Here is a 16,889-nt window from a genome sequence, read left to right on the forward strand (position 1 = left end):
TGAGCAGATGAGCGTTAGCCGACGGTTGTTTCATCAAGCCATTTCAAGGCATCGCTCACGTCAATTGTATGCTCTCCGCCCGTGACCGTTTGCAAAACGGCACGAAGATCGGAAGTGGGGATGCCAGTTCGACCGTATTTTTGGCAGTGCTTGGCATAGTCCAATGCCGTTCGAAGTTCGAACATCTTTGCATTCTGTTGTCGCGCCACGTCCAAAGCCACACGAAACTCTGTTTCAGCGACACCATTCTCTGAAGATGCGAGGGCATAGACCCGCTCCGTCTCAGCTTGGGCCCATCCCTCATTGGTCAGGCCGTGGTGTTTGCGTGCTTCGGCAAGGCAGTCCAGCGCACCTTCCCGGTCGCCGGATTTCAGCGTGAGCTCTGCAATCAAGGTAAGAAAGAACGGCTTGTAGTTTCCCGCGCCGCTGGCCCACCATGCTTCTGACGCCATGCGTAATGCGCGGATCGTTTCCGGCTGGGGTGAAACATGGGCATCCACCCAGCTTCGCCAGAGGGATGCCGTCAAAGTCATGAATGTGAAAGAGTGCTTGGAGGAAAGCTGCTCAAGTTGATCAGCAACTTCGATAACCTGTTCCGGTTCGCGGCGCAGAAGATGAAGCATGCACAGGTAGGTCAGCGACTGCGCGATGCTGTGGGCGTGCTGAAGGTCCTTTGCGGCAGCGACGGCTTTTTTCTGGACTTCAAGCGCCTTGTCCGGCGCACCACGCATCCAGATCGCAAGGCTCAGGAAACATGAGGTAATCGCGGCGTGGTCCGATCCGTAAATGAATGCCAGATGCCCATCGCGTTCCCGGCTGTAGAGTTCCAGCGCCTTGCTCAGATGCGTGTAGGCCGGGTCCAGTTCCCCGATATGGAACAGCACCGCGCCCATCGCCCGGTGCGCCACCATTTGATGTTGCGTCTGGCCAGTCGAATGCGCCAGATCCAGCAATTGCCCGGCAACATTTCTGGCCAAATCATACTCGGCACGCACCAAATGAAAGGAATACAAACCGTTCAAAACCGGGAACAAGTGTTCTGTCTCTTCAACGCGTTCACAAAGGTCGCGTATTCTTGAGTAGACAGAACCGGTTTCATCAGCGGCAATACCAGCCGTTGATCGCAAAACACCTGCCCTGAGAACCTGTATCTCGATTTCTTTTCGGTCCCGATCGGTGCTTTGGCTCAGTTCCGCCAACTGCTCAATCGCCAGGGACAATTGTGTACCTGCCTCGATGTTGGCGGATCGTTGAACCGCGCGCTGGCCCGCAAGATGCCGGTAGTCGATTGCTTCCTTGTTCATGCCCGCCATCGTGTAGTGGTGTGCCAGAATTTCCGGGCTGGCATCACCCGAATGAACCTCCTTGTCTTCCAGTCTTCGGGCAACACGAGCGTGCAAAACACGGCGTTCGCTTTTCAGAAGACTGTTGTAGGCGGTGTCGCGAATAAGCGCGTGACGGTAGCTGAAGGTTTCATGATCATCGGCATCAGAAACCGTAACGATCCCTGCATCCAGCAGAAGCTCCAATCCCGCGCGCAACGCTGTATCTTCAATGCGGGCCACCTTGGCGATCAACGGATACGAAAACTGAGGTCCGATGACAGCTCCGATCTGGGCCACTTCCTTGGCCGAACTCAACCGGTCAAGGCGCGCCATCAACGCATCGTGCAAGGCACTGGGAACCGAGTTCGCCGGAGAAACCAGACCCATTGAATACGTGTCTGTTCCTTCGGGCAAACCGCCGGATTCCAGAAGGTCTTTGGTCACTTCTTCCACGTATAGGGGCACACCGTCGGATCTGGCCGCAACCACCTCATACATCTCGTCCGAGATCGGCTGGCCTTTGGCGACTTCATCCACAATGTTTTTGACCTGATGGAAATCCAACTGCTTCAAAACCACTTTCGAAAGATTTGATTGCAGCGCCCAGCCCGGGTCGAACTCGGGTCTGAATGTCATGACAACCAGCACCGGAAGGTCATGAATCCGGTACACGATCCGATCCAGCAACAGCTTGGTCGTCGGATCAATCCAATGCGCATCCTCGAACAGGAACAGCAGCGGTTTTTCTCCGGCCACTGCCGTCAGATTGCTCAGCAGCATTTCCAGCGTCTGCTCCATGAGATGCTGCGGAGTCAGATTCAACGGGCCCAATTGATCTTCAAATGGAACGGACAGAAGCGATGCTGCCAACTTCAAGGCATGGTCAGTCTGATCGCCAAGAACGGCAGAGATTTTTTTCAATTTTACGTCGCTTGAATCGTCGGAACGGAGTCCCGCCGCAATTTCGAGTTGGCGAATGAGGGGATAAAATGCACTTGCGTAATGGTAAGGCGAACACTGGTATCGAGTTTGAGTGTGCGGCACCCCCGCAATACTCTGTCGTAATTCCTCAACCAATCGCGACTTGCCAATTCCAGGCTCGCCTGACACCAGCACAACCTGTCCCTGACCGTTCCTGGCCAACTGCCACTTTTCGTTCAGGGTCTCAAACTCTGCGGTGCGGCCGACCAAAGGCTTGAGCAACTCGTCATCCAAGGCCAAAAAGCGGCTGACGGTTTCCCGCGTTCCGGTAACCTGCCAGGCTTCAACCTCCCTGGCGAAACCCTTGAGTTTGAATGCGCCGCGCAGAACGTAGTTGAAAGCGTCGCCCGCCAATTGTTGCGTGCTAGGAGCGACGATCAGCGTTCCCGGGTCCGCCATAGTCTGCAGACGGGCGGCCAGATTGGGCGTCTCGCCCATGGCGGTTCCATCCTCAAACATTTTTTCGCCGCGCAAATCACCAACGACGACCAATCCGGTCGCTATCCCTATTCTGACATTCAGTTTCGCGTGGGTGCGGATATCCGGCACTTCCTGGATAATGCGAAGCCCCGCACGAACGGCACGCTCTGCATCATCTTCATGGGCGTGAGGAAACCCGAAAAAGACCATGATTCCATCGCCATAATAACTTGCAATATGGCCGTCAAAGGCCGCAACGGACGCAGCGCATGTTTCCTTGAAAAGCCGAAGTACCTCCGCCAGATCTTCGGGATCGACGCGCTGGGCAATTTCAGTTGACCCGACCAGATCGATGAACATTACGGTAAGCTGCCGGCGCTCGGCCACGATTGTCGGGCCGTCAGGACCCTTGGGCTGGCTTTGCCCGGCCTCTGCATCGACACGAACCGCTTTCAGGAAACGCCGTCTCGGACCAAGGGGAAGTCCGATCGTGACAAGATCCTGGTCCGTTAATTCGGATAGATCGCTTAGCTCGATTTCATGCTCGGCAAAGGCCTTGGCGTACTTGGTCAAACTGTGTTTCTCAAGCCAAAGCGCAATATCGGACATTCGATGGTTTCACTTGCCGTCTTGGCAGGGCGCAATGTCTGCGCTCCAACAACAGGCATCTCCCTGTTAGCTTAGCTTTCAACACACTCGTTGCAATTTACGGTGACATCCTAGGAAATATTCTTTCAATGAAGAAGCCCACTTTGTTAACGGGTCAAGGGCTTCGATGCGCCTTTTTAACCCGGCCCAACATAAACTTCTCGGCGGCGCGCTTTGACGGCCCTTGTAATGGTTGCCGTAATCATTGGATGTCTGCGCTTCATCCGGAAGCGTTTCATTGGCCCGACGCATCACCAATATAAAATCGGCGTAACAATGCCGCCGTTCAGATCGTGGGCTTGAACACAGGCTTCCGTATCAGAACTCCCGGCGTGCAAGGTTGGTCCAAAACGCAATTCCATGGCGGATAGCATCATCGTTGAAATCATATGACGGGTTGTGAAGCGGCATCGCATTGTTCCCCTCAACCCCGTTACCCATCAGGATGAATGCCCCCGGGCGATGTGCAAGAAACTCGGCAAAGTCTTCCGAAAAACCGACCCGACCATAAGTATCGTTTATTCTACCAACGTCACGGGCCGCGCCTGAAATACAATCGGTTGCCCTGTCGTCGTTCACCAGCGGCCGGAATAAAGTCGTGTAATCAACTTGCGCCTCTGCAGCATGCGCCGCGCTGACACCGGCCACAATCGCGCGCATTCTGCGTTCTATGCTTTCAGACACATCTCCGGTGAACCCTCGGCAGTCCCCGCGCAGTGTTACATTGCTGGGCAGGATATTGCGCGCACCGTCCGTCAGGAATTCGGTGATGGAAACCACGGCGTGTTCGCTGGCTGGAAGCGAGCGAGAGACGATCGATTGCAATTGCTGCACAATCGCGGCCCCGACCACAATCGGATCGATGCCCTTTTCGGGCATGGAAGCGTGCCCGCCCCGACCCTGAATATGGACCTCGAAATTATCCTCAAACGCACAGAATGGCCCTGCCTGCGTCGCGAAATGACCAAGCTCCATTCCCGGCATGTTGTGAAGACCGAAGATTGCGGTCATGGGGAAGCGGTCGAACAAACCATCCGCGATCATCGCGGCGGCTCCATTTCCGTTTTCTTCGTCCGGCTGAAAGATGAAGTGAATGGTCCGTTTCAATGATGGATCCGCCGCAAGTTCCAGCGCGGCCCCAAGCAGCATGGTGCTGTGACCATCGTGCCCGCATCCATGAAACTTGCCGTCCGTTTGCGAGCGATAGGGCAAGTTTGTCGCCTCATGTATCGGCAGGGCGTCCATATCGGCACGAAAGCCGATCGCAGTTTCATCGGGACCCCGTCGCAGGGTCGCGACGAGACCAGTCCGGCCAACCCCACGGGTGACTTCAAGCCCTGCGTCTTCCAACGCTGCTGCGATCTGTCCAGAGGTCCGGTCAAGATCGAAACCGGTTTCCGGGTTGGCATGCAAATCCCGCCGAAATGCGGTGAGGTCAAGCATCGGCCACACTTCCTTCGGACAGGATGATCAGCGGCAGGTCGGCTTCAACCATCAAGCAGGCTGCCAAACCCGCTGCACCGGAAGGTGTCGTGGAGAAACCCAGGTCCTGGGCCTGTTTTACGGCGTCCAAAGCCTGTTGGTCCCTGACCGTAACCCAATCATCAGTGCACTGTTTCAGGATATCCAGGGCCAACATGGACGGCGTCTTGCAATCGAGCCGCCCCATGTTTGACACTGGTCCTTTGACAGTGACGATCTCATCCGCCATGGCGCTTACCTTGAGGCAAGGCGCGGCATCCGGTTCGACGACTATGATCTTTGGCTGAACCGGCCAGTTGGACCGGATCATATAAGCGACCCCTGCGGCCAGGCCGCCAACGCCAGCCTGCAAAAATACATGGCTGGGCCAGGTTCCGGCGGTCTCCAACGCCTGCCGAATTTCTTCGGCAATGACGGTATATCCTTCCATAACCAGCCGGGGTGGTTCGGTGTATCCGGGCCAGGAGCCGTCGGCGAGGTGGATGGCGCCGGTTGCCTCGGCATCGGCAATGGCTTCCGCAACACTTTCCTCGTAGTCATCGCCGGACCGAACTACCTCTGCGCCCTTGTCCCGCAGACGAATGGCGAAGTCCTCGGGTACCGTTTCGGCGAGGTGAATGCGGGCCTTTGCTCCAAACAGACGCGCGCCAGCGGCCACAGCCATGCCGTGATTACCTGCGCTGGCACAAACAAAAGTCATCGAGCGTGCGATGTCCTTTACCGCATCGTCCAGAAAGGCGTTTGCTTCTACGGGGTGGCCAACGCGCGCTTCGATCAGCTTGGCGACAGCATAAACACCGCCGAGGGCTTTGAACGCGCCCAAGCCCATTCTGCCGGTTTCGTCCTTGATCAGCATCGGTCTTCCCTGGAAAATGCGGGTCTCCAAGGGGCTTGGTCTGTAGGCAGGGCAAGCAGCAAGCAGAGCCAGCGGTTTTGCGACGTCGAGTATCTTTGAGTTTTTCATGGAGAGAGTTGTACGCGCAAACGATGATCTATTATGGTCAAATTTGCCAAATTTTCGGGAAATTTTCTCTAAATGATGAAGGTGTGGTGTGAAACTCGATCAGTTTGACCGAAAGCTGCTTCAACTGATGCAGGCCGATGCAAAGATGGGCCTCGAAGCCCTTGCGTCAGAGACGGGCTTGTCTGTCGCATCCGTACAAAGGCGTCTGAAGGCGCTCAGAACCTCGGGTGCTATTCTGTCCGAAGTGGCGATTGTTGACGCTAAAAAACTTGGCGTCGCGATGAGCTTCATTGTCATGGTTGAACTGGAGCGCGAACGTCAGGATCAGATAGACGCGTTCTCGCGTCAGGTGCAGTCCGAGCCCATGGTCCAGCAGTGCTATTACATCACAGGAGACGCCGACTTCTGTCTGGTCTGCACTGCAAAGGACATGGATGATTTTCAAGAACTTACGAAGCGCCTGTTTTTCGACAATTCAAACGTCCGTCGCTTTCGAACATCTGTGGTCATGGGCCGGAAAAAAATCGGGTTGGGTGTTCCGGTTGATGGCGAAGGGGCAAAGTGACGAAAGCCCTCGTGAAGTCGTTCAATCTGTACGGCAAGGCTTGGGCGACCCTTGTTGAAATCTCTTGCCTTATAGACGCTTAAGTCACGCCAAAGCTCGGAAGCGAACTCGGTTTTCATCGCCGGCTTCGATCAGCCACCGCAAATGCCGCTTGTATCGCCGTCGTTTTGCTTTGGACGATGAATGGAGTGGCTTGCCACCCTGTTGCAGACTGGCGGTTCGAACACGCCGCTTGCCAAGTGTACAGTGGACAACGTTGCAAAGGACTGCGTTCGGCTGGGCGATTCCTGCGACTTCCGGACGTTCAACCGGGAAACTAACATGACGGCCTGAACGCTGACCAACGGCAGTTGTTATGTCGGATTTGGCCACGGAATGCCCGACAGCCATTCCTTCATGGCTGCCAGGGATGCGCGTCCGCCTTGATCGGCATGTGTAAACAGCCAGACATTCAGGAATATCGGTGCGGTTTCCGGTGTCTCGTCTGTGTCAGACGACAGCCTTTGCGACCCAACCATCAGTGCGAGAACGTGTGGCAAGTCAGGTTTGGTGAAGACGGTTGAAACCAGTCCAAGTCAAAACAGTACTAACTGGTTTTTGCCGCGTAGAACGAACAACCGTTTGAATCGCGCCCGCTGATTGCCAGTTTTTGGTCCGCGACAACCCCGTTGCTGCGAACACGCCCCAACAGGAAGCCATAATTAATCTCACCCGACATTCGACGCCCCGACAGCCGACCGTTGAACCGCCCAGTAAACCCTTGCGAGGTTTTCACCTGGCCCGTGTAATTGCCGCCACCGACATGTCTGACCTTCATTGCACCCGTTATTTTCTGCTGTCCGATTTTGCTGCGGGATCCGCAAGTTGTTGTGAAACGCCAGTTCCCCGACATTTCCGTTGGCCCAATCGGAATCGGGGGCGGAGGGTTGTAGAGGTCGCTGTTGTCGGGAAACGCCAGCCAGGACTGCAATTGCGCTTCCGACTGGATCCTGAGTGCTGCCAGTTGGCTGGCTGAAAGGTAACCCGTTGCCGGAAAGCCCCGGCTTGCCTGCCATGCCTGAATTGCCCCTTTGGTCCCGCGACCCATGACACCGTCTATTCCATTCGGATCATGGCCCAGAACACTCAGCCGGGCCTGAATGTCGCGGATCGCCTGTTTGTCCAGCGCCAAAGCAGCTTCCGATTCTGCAGTGCCAATTTCCGGAACCGGTTTCAGCGAGGGGAGCGGTCTTAGCGGCGGAAGCTGTTTCAGCGCAGGCGGAGCTTCCCGGAGCAATGCAGACTGTGTGGCTGGCGCACCGGTTATGGTCAGGTTGCCCTGACTGTACTTGGCTATGTATTGTTTACCCTCCAGGCCATCCCGGAACGGCGCGCAACCCTCCAGCGCAGATGCGAAGAAAAAGTAGAACTGGCGATGCGCGGACCGGGCGGCCGCCGGCGCGGTCATCACCGGCAGCCCCACGATGTCGCCGGCTGGACCAACTTCGAATTCAATCTCAACGTCGATCTGAGGATTCCCTGAGATCGCTTTTCGGATGCAATCCGCAGCGGCCGCCAACTGCGCGGGGTCGTTAACCTGAGCGGTGGATACCCCATGAAAGCAAACCCAAAGCAGCAGGGCATAGGCCAGAGTTGAAACTCGTCTTTGCAGGGTCTTGTCACACGTCAGATTTGGCATTCGTCTCCGCAAGAAGGTCTCCAAGGTTCAGCAGCTTTGCGTTCAGAGTAGCCGATTGTTCCCCTTCCAGCGATGCAAATCCGCTCCGTGGGACACTCTGACTTCGATCATCGCTGCCGGGGCCAGGTGTCATTGCGGTGTTGGGCAACCCTTCAAGACCGGACTTGTTTCCGAGGGCCTGCCGCAAACGCGAAAACAGGTTTTGCCCATCCGTCAGGATCATAACCGTTGGGATGCGCGCGTCTTTTTTAGTGTATCAGCGAAAGCCGCCGACACTTGTAACGTCGCCATCTCGTGCTTTTGGGCACGTCCAATAGTGTGCCTTCTGGTCTTTAAGACCAGGGCATGATCCCTGAATACGAACTGCGCGTGCTTACGGAATGCGCCATCTGCGCCAGTGTCGTCAGGTCAAAAACGGGAAGCTGCAGTTCTTCCTGAATCCGCGCGGCATAGGGTGGCAGATCGGTGCATTCCAGAACCAATGACCGGATGCCCGGGTCCCTCCGCTTCAGGTTGTGAACCGCTTGCATGACTTCAACTTCGATTAGATCAGTGTCCATACGCGTTCGCGTGTTGCGCAGGATCACTTCGGCAAATTCGGTACTGTCCTCCAGCCCTTGTACCGCGACGGGGATGCCCGCGGCACCTACACCTTCGAAATGTTTCGGCGTTAGTGCCGACGCATCTGCGGTCAGCACGCCCACTGGGGCATTTGCGCCGGTCATGTGAAACGCCAAAGGCACCTGTATCAGACTGGATGCAAAGACCGGGACGGACACGGCAGCCGCCAGTTCCTTTTGGAAGAGCGCCAGAAAACCGCAACTGCCGGTGATGGCCCGTACACCCTCGGCCTCAAGGCGCCGTGCCCCGGCGATAAAGGGGCCCAGCAGTTCCGGGGTCGGGTTCTTCAACAGGGTCGGGACGGTAACGCCATCTATCATTTCGTATAGCACCGAAAACGGCAGGCTGGACGGGTTTTTGATATGACCCGGAGGCTTGGGGAAATAGCTCTCAAGGCATAAAACCCCTATCGAGGCACCGCAGATGTTCTGGCCGCCTTCGTAAATTGGCATGGTCGTCAGTTCCTTTCAGATCAGAGGTTCAAAACCGGGCCAGTGAAAACGGGTCCAGGTCGATATTTGGGCTGCGGTCGGAGATGATGTCGGCCACAAGCTCGCCGGTTTTCGGAGCCATCATCAACCCATAGTGGGAATGGCCAAACGCCGTGTAGAGACCATCTTTTCCGTTCAAAGGTCCGATTGCGGGAAGGCTGTCCGGAAAGGACGGACGCCGCCCCATCCAGAACCTTGCGCCGCTTGTATCAAGGTCCGGAACCATGGACTTGGCTTGCGCGGTCAGTGTCTTTTCCTTTCCGGGATCGGCGGGCGCGTCGACGCTTGCGAACTCGGCTGTTCCCGCGACACGAAGGCCACCCTGCATCGAGCTTGCGACAACTTTTGCGTCCACATCCATGACCGAATTGTTCAGACTGGCGGAAGGCGTTGGAAACTCGACATGATATCCGCGCTCGGCGACCAGCGGGATCGACAAGCCAAGGGGTTTCAGGATTTCGGCTGACCAGACTCCGGCGGCCAGAACGACCTTGTCGGCATGAAGGAGCCCTTGCGCGGTGGCAAGCTGCCAGCCGCCATCCTGCGCACGGCTCAGCCCTTTTAGCTCGGTTTGGACGATTTCTGCGCCCTGTATTCTGGCCTTGTCGGCCAGAACCGCAGCCAACCGTCCCGGAGATGTGACGCGTGCCTGACCCTTGATCACAATGGCAGCCTTGAAATCACGGCTCAGCGCAGGTTCGATACGCCGCAATTCGACGCCATCGATGCGGTCGAGGTCGCCTCCCTTTTCCCGCCGAATGAGGTAGTCCAGCCCATCCAGGTTGGCCTGTTCCGGATGGCGGAACGCGTGGACATAGAGGCTGTCGGTGATCAGATCCTCGTGACCGGTGCCCTGCAGATGCCGCCGGTACAGATCAATGGAAGGACGGCACAACAGCTCCATCGCATCCGAGATCTCACGCACCGTCTTTTCGCCGGAGTTACCCAGAAAGCGCATCCCCCAGGGAACCATCTTTGGCCAAAACGAAAGCCGGACAGACAGCGCGCTTTTTGGGTTCAGCAGCATTGCCGGAAGCTTTTTCCAGATCCCCGGCACGGCTTGCGGGATGATCGACCACGGAGAGACAACGCCCGCGTTTCCGAACGAGGTTTCCTGCCCCGGTTCGCTTCTGTCCAATAGCCGGACGGGAATGCCGCGCTCCTGCAGGGACAACGCGCAACAGATGCCGACGATGCCAGCGCCGATGATGGTGACTTCTTTCGCCATGTTGTTATGCCGGGGAATGACTGCGGTTGCGGGCGATCATCTGAGTGACGATGACCGGAGAGGCCACGGCCAGCGCGATCAGATCAGCGGTCAGGCTGGGCGCGACAAAGATAACGCCTGCCAATGCCATCAAGATACGCGAGGCTATGTTCAGCGGCTTTAGCCAATATCCCACCACGGCGGCGGACAGGGCGATGACCCCTGCAATGCAGCTGGCGGCAGTGTAGGTGAACTCCCACAGATTGAACCCGGTTGACGACACGAACAGCAGAACCGGTGCATAGACAAAGGCCATGGGCGCGATGACTTTGCCAAGCCCAAGTGTAAAGGCGGACAGCCCGGTTCGGAACGGGTTGGAATTGGCAATGGCCGCGGCCGCATAGGCCGAAGTGCAGACCGGCGGCGTGATCTCGGACACGACACCGTAGTATAGCACGAACAGGTGGCTGGCGATGGGCGGCACGCCCAATTGCGCCAGCGCGGGCTGTGCGACCGAAACCAGCATGATGTATAACGCTGTGGTCGGGATGCCTGCGCCCATCAGGATGCAGACGATGGCGATGAACACCAGCGAGATGAACAGCTGCAGGTCTTCCATAGCAAACAGTTGGAAGCTGCCGAACGAGATCATGTTGTACAGATCCGCCGCCAGGTTGCCCGCGCCCTGCGTCACCATGAAACCGATGCGGAACCCGATGCCGGTGGTATTGATGACACCCACCACGATGCCGACAGCGGCCGCAGCGGCCCCCACGGCCAGCGAGTATTTCACGCCCAGTTCGACCGCGGCCAGCATCTCGGGAATTTCGATCCGTTTCTGGGGGTTCAGTGTAGCGATCACTGACAGGCCGCAAAGAATGGCCGTCATGGTCAGATCGAAGCCACCATCCGAGAACTTCCAAAGCACGAAGGCAAGGAACGCCGCCGCATAGATCAGTGTCGGAGGTTGCTTCAGGCGCGACATGCCCGCGATCACGGCAAGGGAGATACCGCAAAAGGCGGACATGAACGGCGTGTAGCCCGTGAACAGCACTACCAGCAGTCCGATCAGGGGCACGATATTGGCCCATCCTTCGGTCCAGACAGCCTTGAGCTGCGGCAGTTGCTCTTTCGCCAGACCCTTCAGGTTCAGCTTGCGTGCCATCAGGTGCACGACGGCAAAGACGCCGACATAGTGCAGGATGGCCGGGAAGATCGCCGCGATCACGATGGTTGTATAGGGAACCTCGAGGAACTCGGCCATGATGAAGGCGGCCGCCCCCATGATCGGCGGAGTGATCTGGCCACCGGCCGAGGACGCGGCCTCGACCCCGCCTGCAAAATGGCCGGGGTATCCCAGGCGCTTCATGTTGGGAATTGTCAGCGCGCCGGTCGAAACGGTGTTGGCCACCGAAGAACCCGAAATCGTGCCGAAGAACGCCGAGGATACCACCGACACTTTTGCCGGACCGCCGGTATAACGGCCCGCCAAAATGGTTGCGTTGTCGATGAAAAGCTGTCCCAGCCCTGTGCGCTGGGCAATGACGCCAAACAGCACAAAGTGGAACACAATTGTGGAAACAACCCAAAGTGTGACGCCGTAGATGCCTTCCTGCGGGAAGTACATCGACGATACGAAAGTTTTGAAATTCACGCCGGGATGCTGCAGCAGGCCGGGGAAATAGGGGCCGAGCAGGGCGTAGGAGATGAACACACAGATGATCAGCGGCAGCACCCAACCCAACGTGCGGCGCGCGATGTCCAGAACCAGCAGAATGATGATTACGCCCAAAATCACGTCGTACGTGTTGGGGTTGCCCATGCGGAACGTCTGTTCCTCGATCCCGAGAAACGGAATGCCGCGCCATGCGAGCCCGACATACAGCGCAGCGATGATCCCCAGCGCCATGAAGACCAAGTCGTAGAGTGGGATGTTACCGATGCGGAAGTGGCTTACTTTAAGCGCATAGAGGCTTTTGGCCCCGATAATCGGTATTGTCGCATAAACCAGAATGAACAGCAGGGCCAGATAGATGCCCATGTGCCAGTGATCGGCGGGCAGGCCGAACCCGGCGGTGAAGAATTCATAGAATGCAAAGATCAGGGCGACGACTCGCAGAACCTTGGCGGTTGCGGGCGACACTTGCCGGACGGCGGCGCCTTCGTCGAATTGTTCTTCGATGGCAGCCAGTTCCTCGGCTGTCAGCTCGTGGTCATCAAGTTTCTGTGTCTCGGACATGATGGCCCCCTGATTACGCGTATTTCGAGTACCCGGTGCCCCAATCGGGACACCGGACGTTTAAGTTTCGTGAGAGAGGATTACTGAAGAAGCCCGGCTTCTTTGTAGAACTTCTCAGCGCCTGGATGCAGCGGAACACCCAGTGCCTCGACACCGTCCAGCGCCGTCTCGGCTGTGATCTGCTTGCCTTTGGCATGACCGTTATCCAGCAGCTTGCGGGTGTTGTCGTTCCACAGGGCTTTGGTCAGCTGATAGACAAGATCGTCCGACAGGTCCGAGGATACAACCAGCATCGCGCTGACGGCCGGTGTCTTAGTCTCACCGTCGATACCTTCGTACACACCACCCGGAATGGCCGAGGGGATATAAGCCGGGATGATCTCGTTGATCTTCGCCAGATCCTCGTCCGAGAAGGAATGCAGGTTCATGCCCTTGGTCGAGGACAGCTGAACCATCGCGGCGACCGGCCAGCCCGCAGCATAGAAATAGGCGTCCAGTTGACCGTCGGCCAGACGCTCCGCGCTCTGGCTGTTGTTCAGCTCGGCCTCGTCCATGTTGTCGCGGTTGACGCCCCAGGCGTCCAGCATCTGCAGAACGGCCACCTGAGTGCCCGAACCCGCCTGCGCGATACCAACACGCTTGCTTTCCAGATCGCCCAGATCATTGATCGTCTGACCTGCCGGCAGAACCAAATGCAGGTCCTCGGGGAAGAGATTGGCCACGATGCGCAGGTTGGGATGCGGTTTGCCTTCGAACTTGCCTTCACCCAGATACATCGAGCGAGTGACGTCGGCGGCGGCCAGACCGGCCTCCAGCTCGCCGTTTTGAACGGCCGCATTGTTAAAGACAGACGCAGTGGTGGATTGCGCAATCGCGATCAGACCGGGCACGCCGCACTGGCCGCCTTCTTCACACGGGCGCGAACCCGGAGGGGCAGAAATCCCGTTTGCGATTGTGCCGCCGATGGGAAAGTAGGTGCCGCCAGCCCCGCCGGTACCGATGCGGAAAAAGGTCGGGTCCTGTGCCAGCGCCGGTGCGGCCAGCGCGCCAGCCAGAGCGATGCCTGCCAGGCATTTCGATAGTCTCATCGTTTCCTCCAAGTTGTGGATCATCGGATTCGGTTTGCCCGAAATTTGATCCCGCCAGCGTAGAGGGAATTCACATAAATACAAATTTGTTATATTTCACAAAACTTAAATTTAGCTTATATATAGCGCATGAATCTTACCCAACTGGCCGTATTTCGCGAAGTGATGGAAACTGGTTCCATCTCTCAGACGGCGAAAAAACTGAACCGCACGCAACCAGCGATCAGCCTGGCATTGAAGAACCTTGAAAAGAACTTGGGCCTTACGTTGTTCGAACGCAAAGGGCGGCGTCTGGTGCCGGTTCCCGAAGCGCACTACCTTCTTGCGGAAACTACGGGTATCCTGGATCGGCTATCGACGATTTCCAGTACCATGGAAGGACTGATCAAAGGGCATTCCGGCAGTTTGAACATCGCCACAATGCCTGGTCCTTCGGCGTTTCTTTTCCCGCGGTTCATCAGCCAGTCTGTCGGGGAAAACCCCAATATACGCATCACGCTGTCCACACGCAGTTCGCCCCAGATCATGGAGCTTGCAGGTACCCAGAATATCGATTTTGGTTTCGCTGATTTTGAACACTCTGCCGGCAGAAAACCGCAATATTCAGCCGAACTCATCCGGGCTGACTGTTTTTGCGCCATAGACAGCGCACACCCTCTGGCGTCCCGGAAAAGCATAACGATTTCTGATCTGGACGGGATCCCCATGGGCGGGTTGCACGAAACCCATCCGTTCCAGCGTAAGATCCGGCAAGAGTTTCAGGACGAATCTGCAAACTACAAACCGACGGTCACCTGCCAGTACTTTCTTCCGTTGATCCCCTTTGTAAGTTCGGGTCAGTGCTGCACAATCGTTGATCCGCTGACCTTTGCCACCGAACGTGAACTGGGGCTGTCTCAAGGGAAAGTTGCGTTTTTGCCGTTCGAAAACCCGCTCAGATATGAATACGCGATCCTTCAGCCTGACCACCGACCAGCGTCACAGCTAGCGCTCAACATCAAGGCAGGCTGGAAAGCCGAAGTTTTGAAGAAACTGGAGGAAGTGGGGGCCAATCCCCGTGCAGAATGGGTTGATGAAACCGAAGGCAAGCAAGACTGAATAATCGTGATCATCAAAGGCGGGCGTCGAGATACCTTGCGACGATCACGCCGGTTTTCTCTTCATCGTGCTCTGCCGGTCCAGGCGACAAGCTGTCATGTTCAGGAGTTAGGAAAGGCATTACTGAAGGCACATAACGGGTTCTGATCTGCCGCTGAGGCCGCTAGGCTGATTTGCAGACGAGACTTTTCGAACGGTGAGAGCGAGAATGAATGGTGCAGAAAGCCTGGTCAGAACACTTCTTGGGGCGGGTGTGGACACTTGTTTCGCCAATCCCGGCACCAGCGAGATGCATTTCGTGGCGGCTCTGGATCAGATCCCGGGGATGCACTGCGTTCTTGGCCTGCAGGAGAACGTCGTCACTGGCATGGCAGACGGCTATTTCCGGATAGCGCGCAAACCAGCCTCGACCTTGCTGCATTGCGGTCCGGGATTGGCCAATGGAATGGGCAACCTGCATAATGCCCGCAGGGCGCGGTCGGGGATAGTCAATATCGTGGGCGATCAGGCCACCTATCATGCCAGGCACGATGCTCCGTTACAGGCCGACACGGACAGTATGGCGCGCACGGTGTCGAACTGGGTTCATACCAGTTCGCGATCCGATCAGGTCGGGGCCGATGCGGCCCGTGCCATTCAGGCGGCAAAAACTATGCCGGGGCAGATCGCCACACTGATCCTGCCTTCGGATGCCAGCTGGTATAAGGGCGGCAGGGTTGCCCATCCGCTGCCGGTTCCAGCACCGGCAAAGATCGATCCTGCGGCTGTCGCTCAGGCCGCCCGCACCCTGCGGGATGACGAAAATGTCCTGATCCTGCTGGCAGGCCACGGTGTGCTGACCCCCGCGCAGGGCCTGGCCTGGCGGGTGGCGCAGGCGACCGGCGCGGCGCTGATGGCAGATTTCGTCACGCCGCATCTGGCGCGGGGACGCGGGCGTCTGCCGTTAGTGCGGGTGCCCTATGACACCGACCTGGCGCGGGAAACGCTTGCGAATTTCAAGACCATCATTCTGGTCGGGGCAAAACCTCCGGTGGGGTTTTTCGCGTATCCGGGGAAATCCTCGACCCAATATGCCGACGACGCACGTTTCATTCGTCTGTCGCGCCCGGATCAGGACGCCGAAGCCGCGCTTCAGGCACTGGTGGATGAACTGAACGCGCCCGCCGTCGCGATCCCTGATCCTGGCCCTCGACTCGAGGCCCCTTCGGGCGCTTGCAGCCCGGAAGGTCTGGCGCAGGCAGTTGCGGCTTTGATGCCCGAGAATGCGATCATTTCGGATGAAAGCGTGTCCTATGGACGGGCTTTCTATCCGCACACCTTCGCGGCCCCGGCCCATGACTGGCTGCATCTGGCCGGAGGGGCCATTGGCGATGGCCTGCCGGTGGCCACCGGGGCCGCCATCGCGGCTAAAGGTGAACGCCGGGTGATCAGCTTGCAGGCCGACGGCTCGGCGATGTATTCGCTTCAGTCGCTCTGGACACAGTCGCGCGAAGGGCTGCCCTGCACGACGATCATCATCTCGAACCGCAAGTACCAGATATTGATCGGCGAATACGGCAATGTCGGTGCAACGCCGGGCCCTACGGCGATGGACATGCTGGACCTTGGCAAACCGGATCTGAACTGGGTCAATCTGGCCAACGGCATGGGGGTCGAGGCCGCAGTGGCCACCGATCTGGACCAGCTTGGCGATCTGATGCAGGCCAGTTTCGCAAGACTCGGTCCATTCTTGATCGAGCTGATCGTCTGATGGTGCCCGATACGTCGCCGCGCCTCGGGAGAGCAATAAGAATACGACACCTTAGAGCGCGGTGTTTGACCCTGTTGGGTCTAAGGCGTGTTAGGCGAGGGTAGAACAGAGCAAGAAGAACGGGTGGCGAACAGCGGTTTCGAACCTCAAAAACATACCCCTCGGGACATGCCAGATATACTGCAACCACCGTGGCAGAACGGCAGGCTGCAATGCGCCCCCCGATTGCAATCGAAGTATTAATGAACTAGTGACGCGCCATCTGTAGACATGGTGGATAGCTTAATGAAGATTCTGATCACGGGGGGCGCGGGTTTTATCGGGTCGCGGCT

General features: G+C 57.3%; 12 protein-coding genes. 3 read left to right on the plus strand and 9 right to left on the minus strand.

Translation table 11 applies throughout. From position 1 onward, the window contains the following. Positions 1 to 14 precede the first annotated feature (14 nt). From ACR0FE_RS15560 to ACR0FE_RS15570, 3 genes are all read right to left on the minus strand, one after another. Positions 15 to 3,335, minus strand: a complete 3,321-nt coding sequence (locus ACR0FE_RS15560) for an ATP-binding protein (protein WP_480913730.1) — start codon at positions 3,333 to 3,335, stop codon at positions 15 to 17. Between the two features lie 357 nt (positions 3,336 to 3,692). Then, positions 3,693 to 4,817: an amidohydrolase gene (locus ACR0FE_RS15565; RefSeq protein ID WP_480913732.1), complete on the minus strand. Its 1,125-nt coding sequence runs from the start codon at positions 4,815 to 4,817 to the stop codon at positions 3,693 to 3,695. Further along, positions 4,810 to 5,712: a pyridoxal-phosphate dependent enzyme gene (locus tag ACR0FE_RS15570; protein WP_480913734.1), complete on the minus strand. Its 903-nt coding sequence runs from the start codon at positions 5,710 to 5,712 to the stop codon at positions 4,810 to 4,812. Before ACR0FE_RS15570 ends, ACR0FE_RS15565 begins: the two co-directional genes overlap by 8 nt. Before the next feature lie 196 nt (positions 5,713 to 5,908). Here ACR0FE_RS15570 and ACR0FE_RS15575 point away from each other — a divergent pair, with 196 nt between their 5' ends. Beyond that, complete coding sequence (locus ACR0FE_RS15575) at positions 5,909 to 6,385, plus strand: Lrp/AsnC family transcriptional regulator (RefSeq protein WP_170611484.1); 477 nt, start codon at positions 5,909 to 5,911, stop codon at positions 6,383 to 6,385. Between the two features lie 353 nt (positions 6,386 to 6,738). On the opposite strand, the gene ACR0FE_RS15580 is transcribed toward ACR0FE_RS15575, so the two are convergent. The 6 genes from ACR0FE_RS15580 to ACR0FE_RS15605 all read right to left on the minus strand — a co-directional run bounded on the left by ACR0FE_RS15580 (position 6,739) and on the right by ACR0FE_RS15605 (position 13,709). Then, positions 6,739 to 6,924 carry a hypothetical protein gene (locus tag ACR0FE_RS15580; protein WP_480913736.1) on the minus strand — a complete coding sequence of 62 codons (186 nt, stop codon included), beginning with the start codon at positions 6,922 to 6,924 and terminating at the stop codon, positions 6,739 to 6,741. 47 nt (positions 6,925 to 6,971) lie between these two features. Next, positions 6,972 to 8,063: a peptidoglycan-binding domain-containing protein gene (locus ACR0FE_RS15585; RefSeq protein WP_480913738.1), complete on the minus strand. Its 1,092-nt coding sequence runs from the start codon at positions 8,061 to 8,063 to the stop codon at positions 6,972 to 6,974. A gap of 332 nt (positions 8,064 to 8,395) precedes the next feature. Continuing rightward, complete coding sequence (locus ACR0FE_RS15590) at positions 8,396 to 9,136, minus strand: aspartate/glutamate racemase family protein (RefSeq protein ID WP_480913740.1); 741 nt, start codon at positions 9,134 to 9,136, stop codon at positions 8,396 to 8,398. 28 nt (positions 9,137 to 9,164) lie between these two features. Beyond that, positions 9,165 to 10,403, minus strand: a complete 1,239-nt coding sequence (locus ACR0FE_RS15595; RefSeq protein WP_170611475.1) for an NAD(P)/FAD-dependent oxidoreductase — start codon at positions 10,401 to 10,403, stop codon at positions 9,165 to 9,167. Between the two features lie 4 nt (positions 10,404 to 10,407). Beyond that, on the minus strand, positions 10,408 to 12,621 hold the full coding sequence (locus ACR0FE_RS15600) for a TRAP transporter permease (protein ID WP_480913742.1): 2,214 nt from the start codon (positions 12,619 to 12,621) through the stop codon (positions 10,408 to 10,410). An 80-nt stretch (positions 12,622 to 12,701) separates the two neighbouring features. After that, the gene (locus ACR0FE_RS15605; RefSeq protein ID WP_480913744.1) at positions 12,702 to 13,709 is read right to left on the minus strand and encodes a TAXI family TRAP transporter solute-binding subunit; all 1,008 of its coding nucleotides are present in this window, start codon (positions 13,707 to 13,709) and stop codon (positions 12,702 to 12,704) included. A gap of 129 nt (positions 13,710 to 13,838) precedes the next feature. On the opposite strand from ACR0FE_RS15605, the gene ACR0FE_RS15610 reads away from it, so the two are divergent. Then, the gene (locus tag ACR0FE_RS15610) at positions 13,839 to 14,807 is read left to right on the plus strand and encodes a LysR family transcriptional regulator (RefSeq protein WP_170611469.1); all 969 of its coding nucleotides are present in this window, start codon (positions 13,839 to 13,841) and stop codon (positions 14,805 to 14,807) included. A gap of 208 nt (positions 14,808 to 15,015) precedes the next feature. After that, positions 15,016 to 16,557, plus strand: coding sequence for an acetolactate synthase large subunit (locus ACR0FE_RS15615; protein WP_480913747.1), 1,542 nt, complete (start codon positions 15,016 to 15,018; stop codon positions 16,555 to 16,557). Positions 16,558 to 16,889: the final 332 nt, after the last annotated feature.

It is taken from the genome of Ruegeria sp. K7, from assembly GCF_056531785.1.

Coding starts and splice junctions, on each gene's coding strand:
- ACR0FE_RS15560 (WP_480913730.1), bottom strand. CDS start 3,335: ATGTCCGATATTGCGCTTTGGCTTGAGAAACACAGTTTGACCAAGTAC.
- ACR0FE_RS15565 (WP_480913732.1), bottom strand. CDS start 4,817: ATGCTTGACCTCACCGCATTTCGGCGGGATTTGCATGCCAACCCGGAA.
- ACR0FE_RS15570 (WP_480913734.1), bottom strand. CDS start 5,712: ATGCTGATCAAGGACGAAACCGGCAGAATGGGCTTGGGCGCGTTCAAA.
- ACR0FE_RS15585 (WP_480913738.1), bottom strand. CDS start 8,063: ATGCCAAATCTGACGTGTGACAAGACCCTGCAAAGACGAGTTTCAACT.
- ACR0FE_RS15590 (WP_480913740.1), bottom strand. CDS start 9,136: ATGCCAATTTACGAAGGCGGCCAGAACATCTGCGGTGCCTCGATAGGG.
- ACR0FE_RS15595 (WP_170611475.1), bottom strand. CDS start 10,403: ATGGCGAAAGAAGTCACCATCATCGGCGCTGGCATCGTCGGCATCTGT.
- ACR0FE_RS15600 (WP_480913742.1), bottom strand. CDS start 12,621: ATGTCCGAGACACAGAAACTTGATGACCACGAGCTGACAGCCGAGGAA.
- ACR0FE_RS15605 (WP_480913744.1), bottom strand. CDS start 13,709: ATGAGACTATCGAAATGCCTGGCAGGCATCGCTCTGGCTGGCGCGCTG.
- ACR0FE_RS15610 (WP_170611469.1), top strand. CDS start 13,839: ATGAATCTTACCCAACTGGCCGTATTTCGCGAAGTGATGGAAACTGGT.
- ACR0FE_RS15615 (WP_480913747.1), top strand. CDS start 15,016: ATGAATGGTGCAGAAAGCCTGGTCAGAACACTTCTTGGGGCGGGTGTG.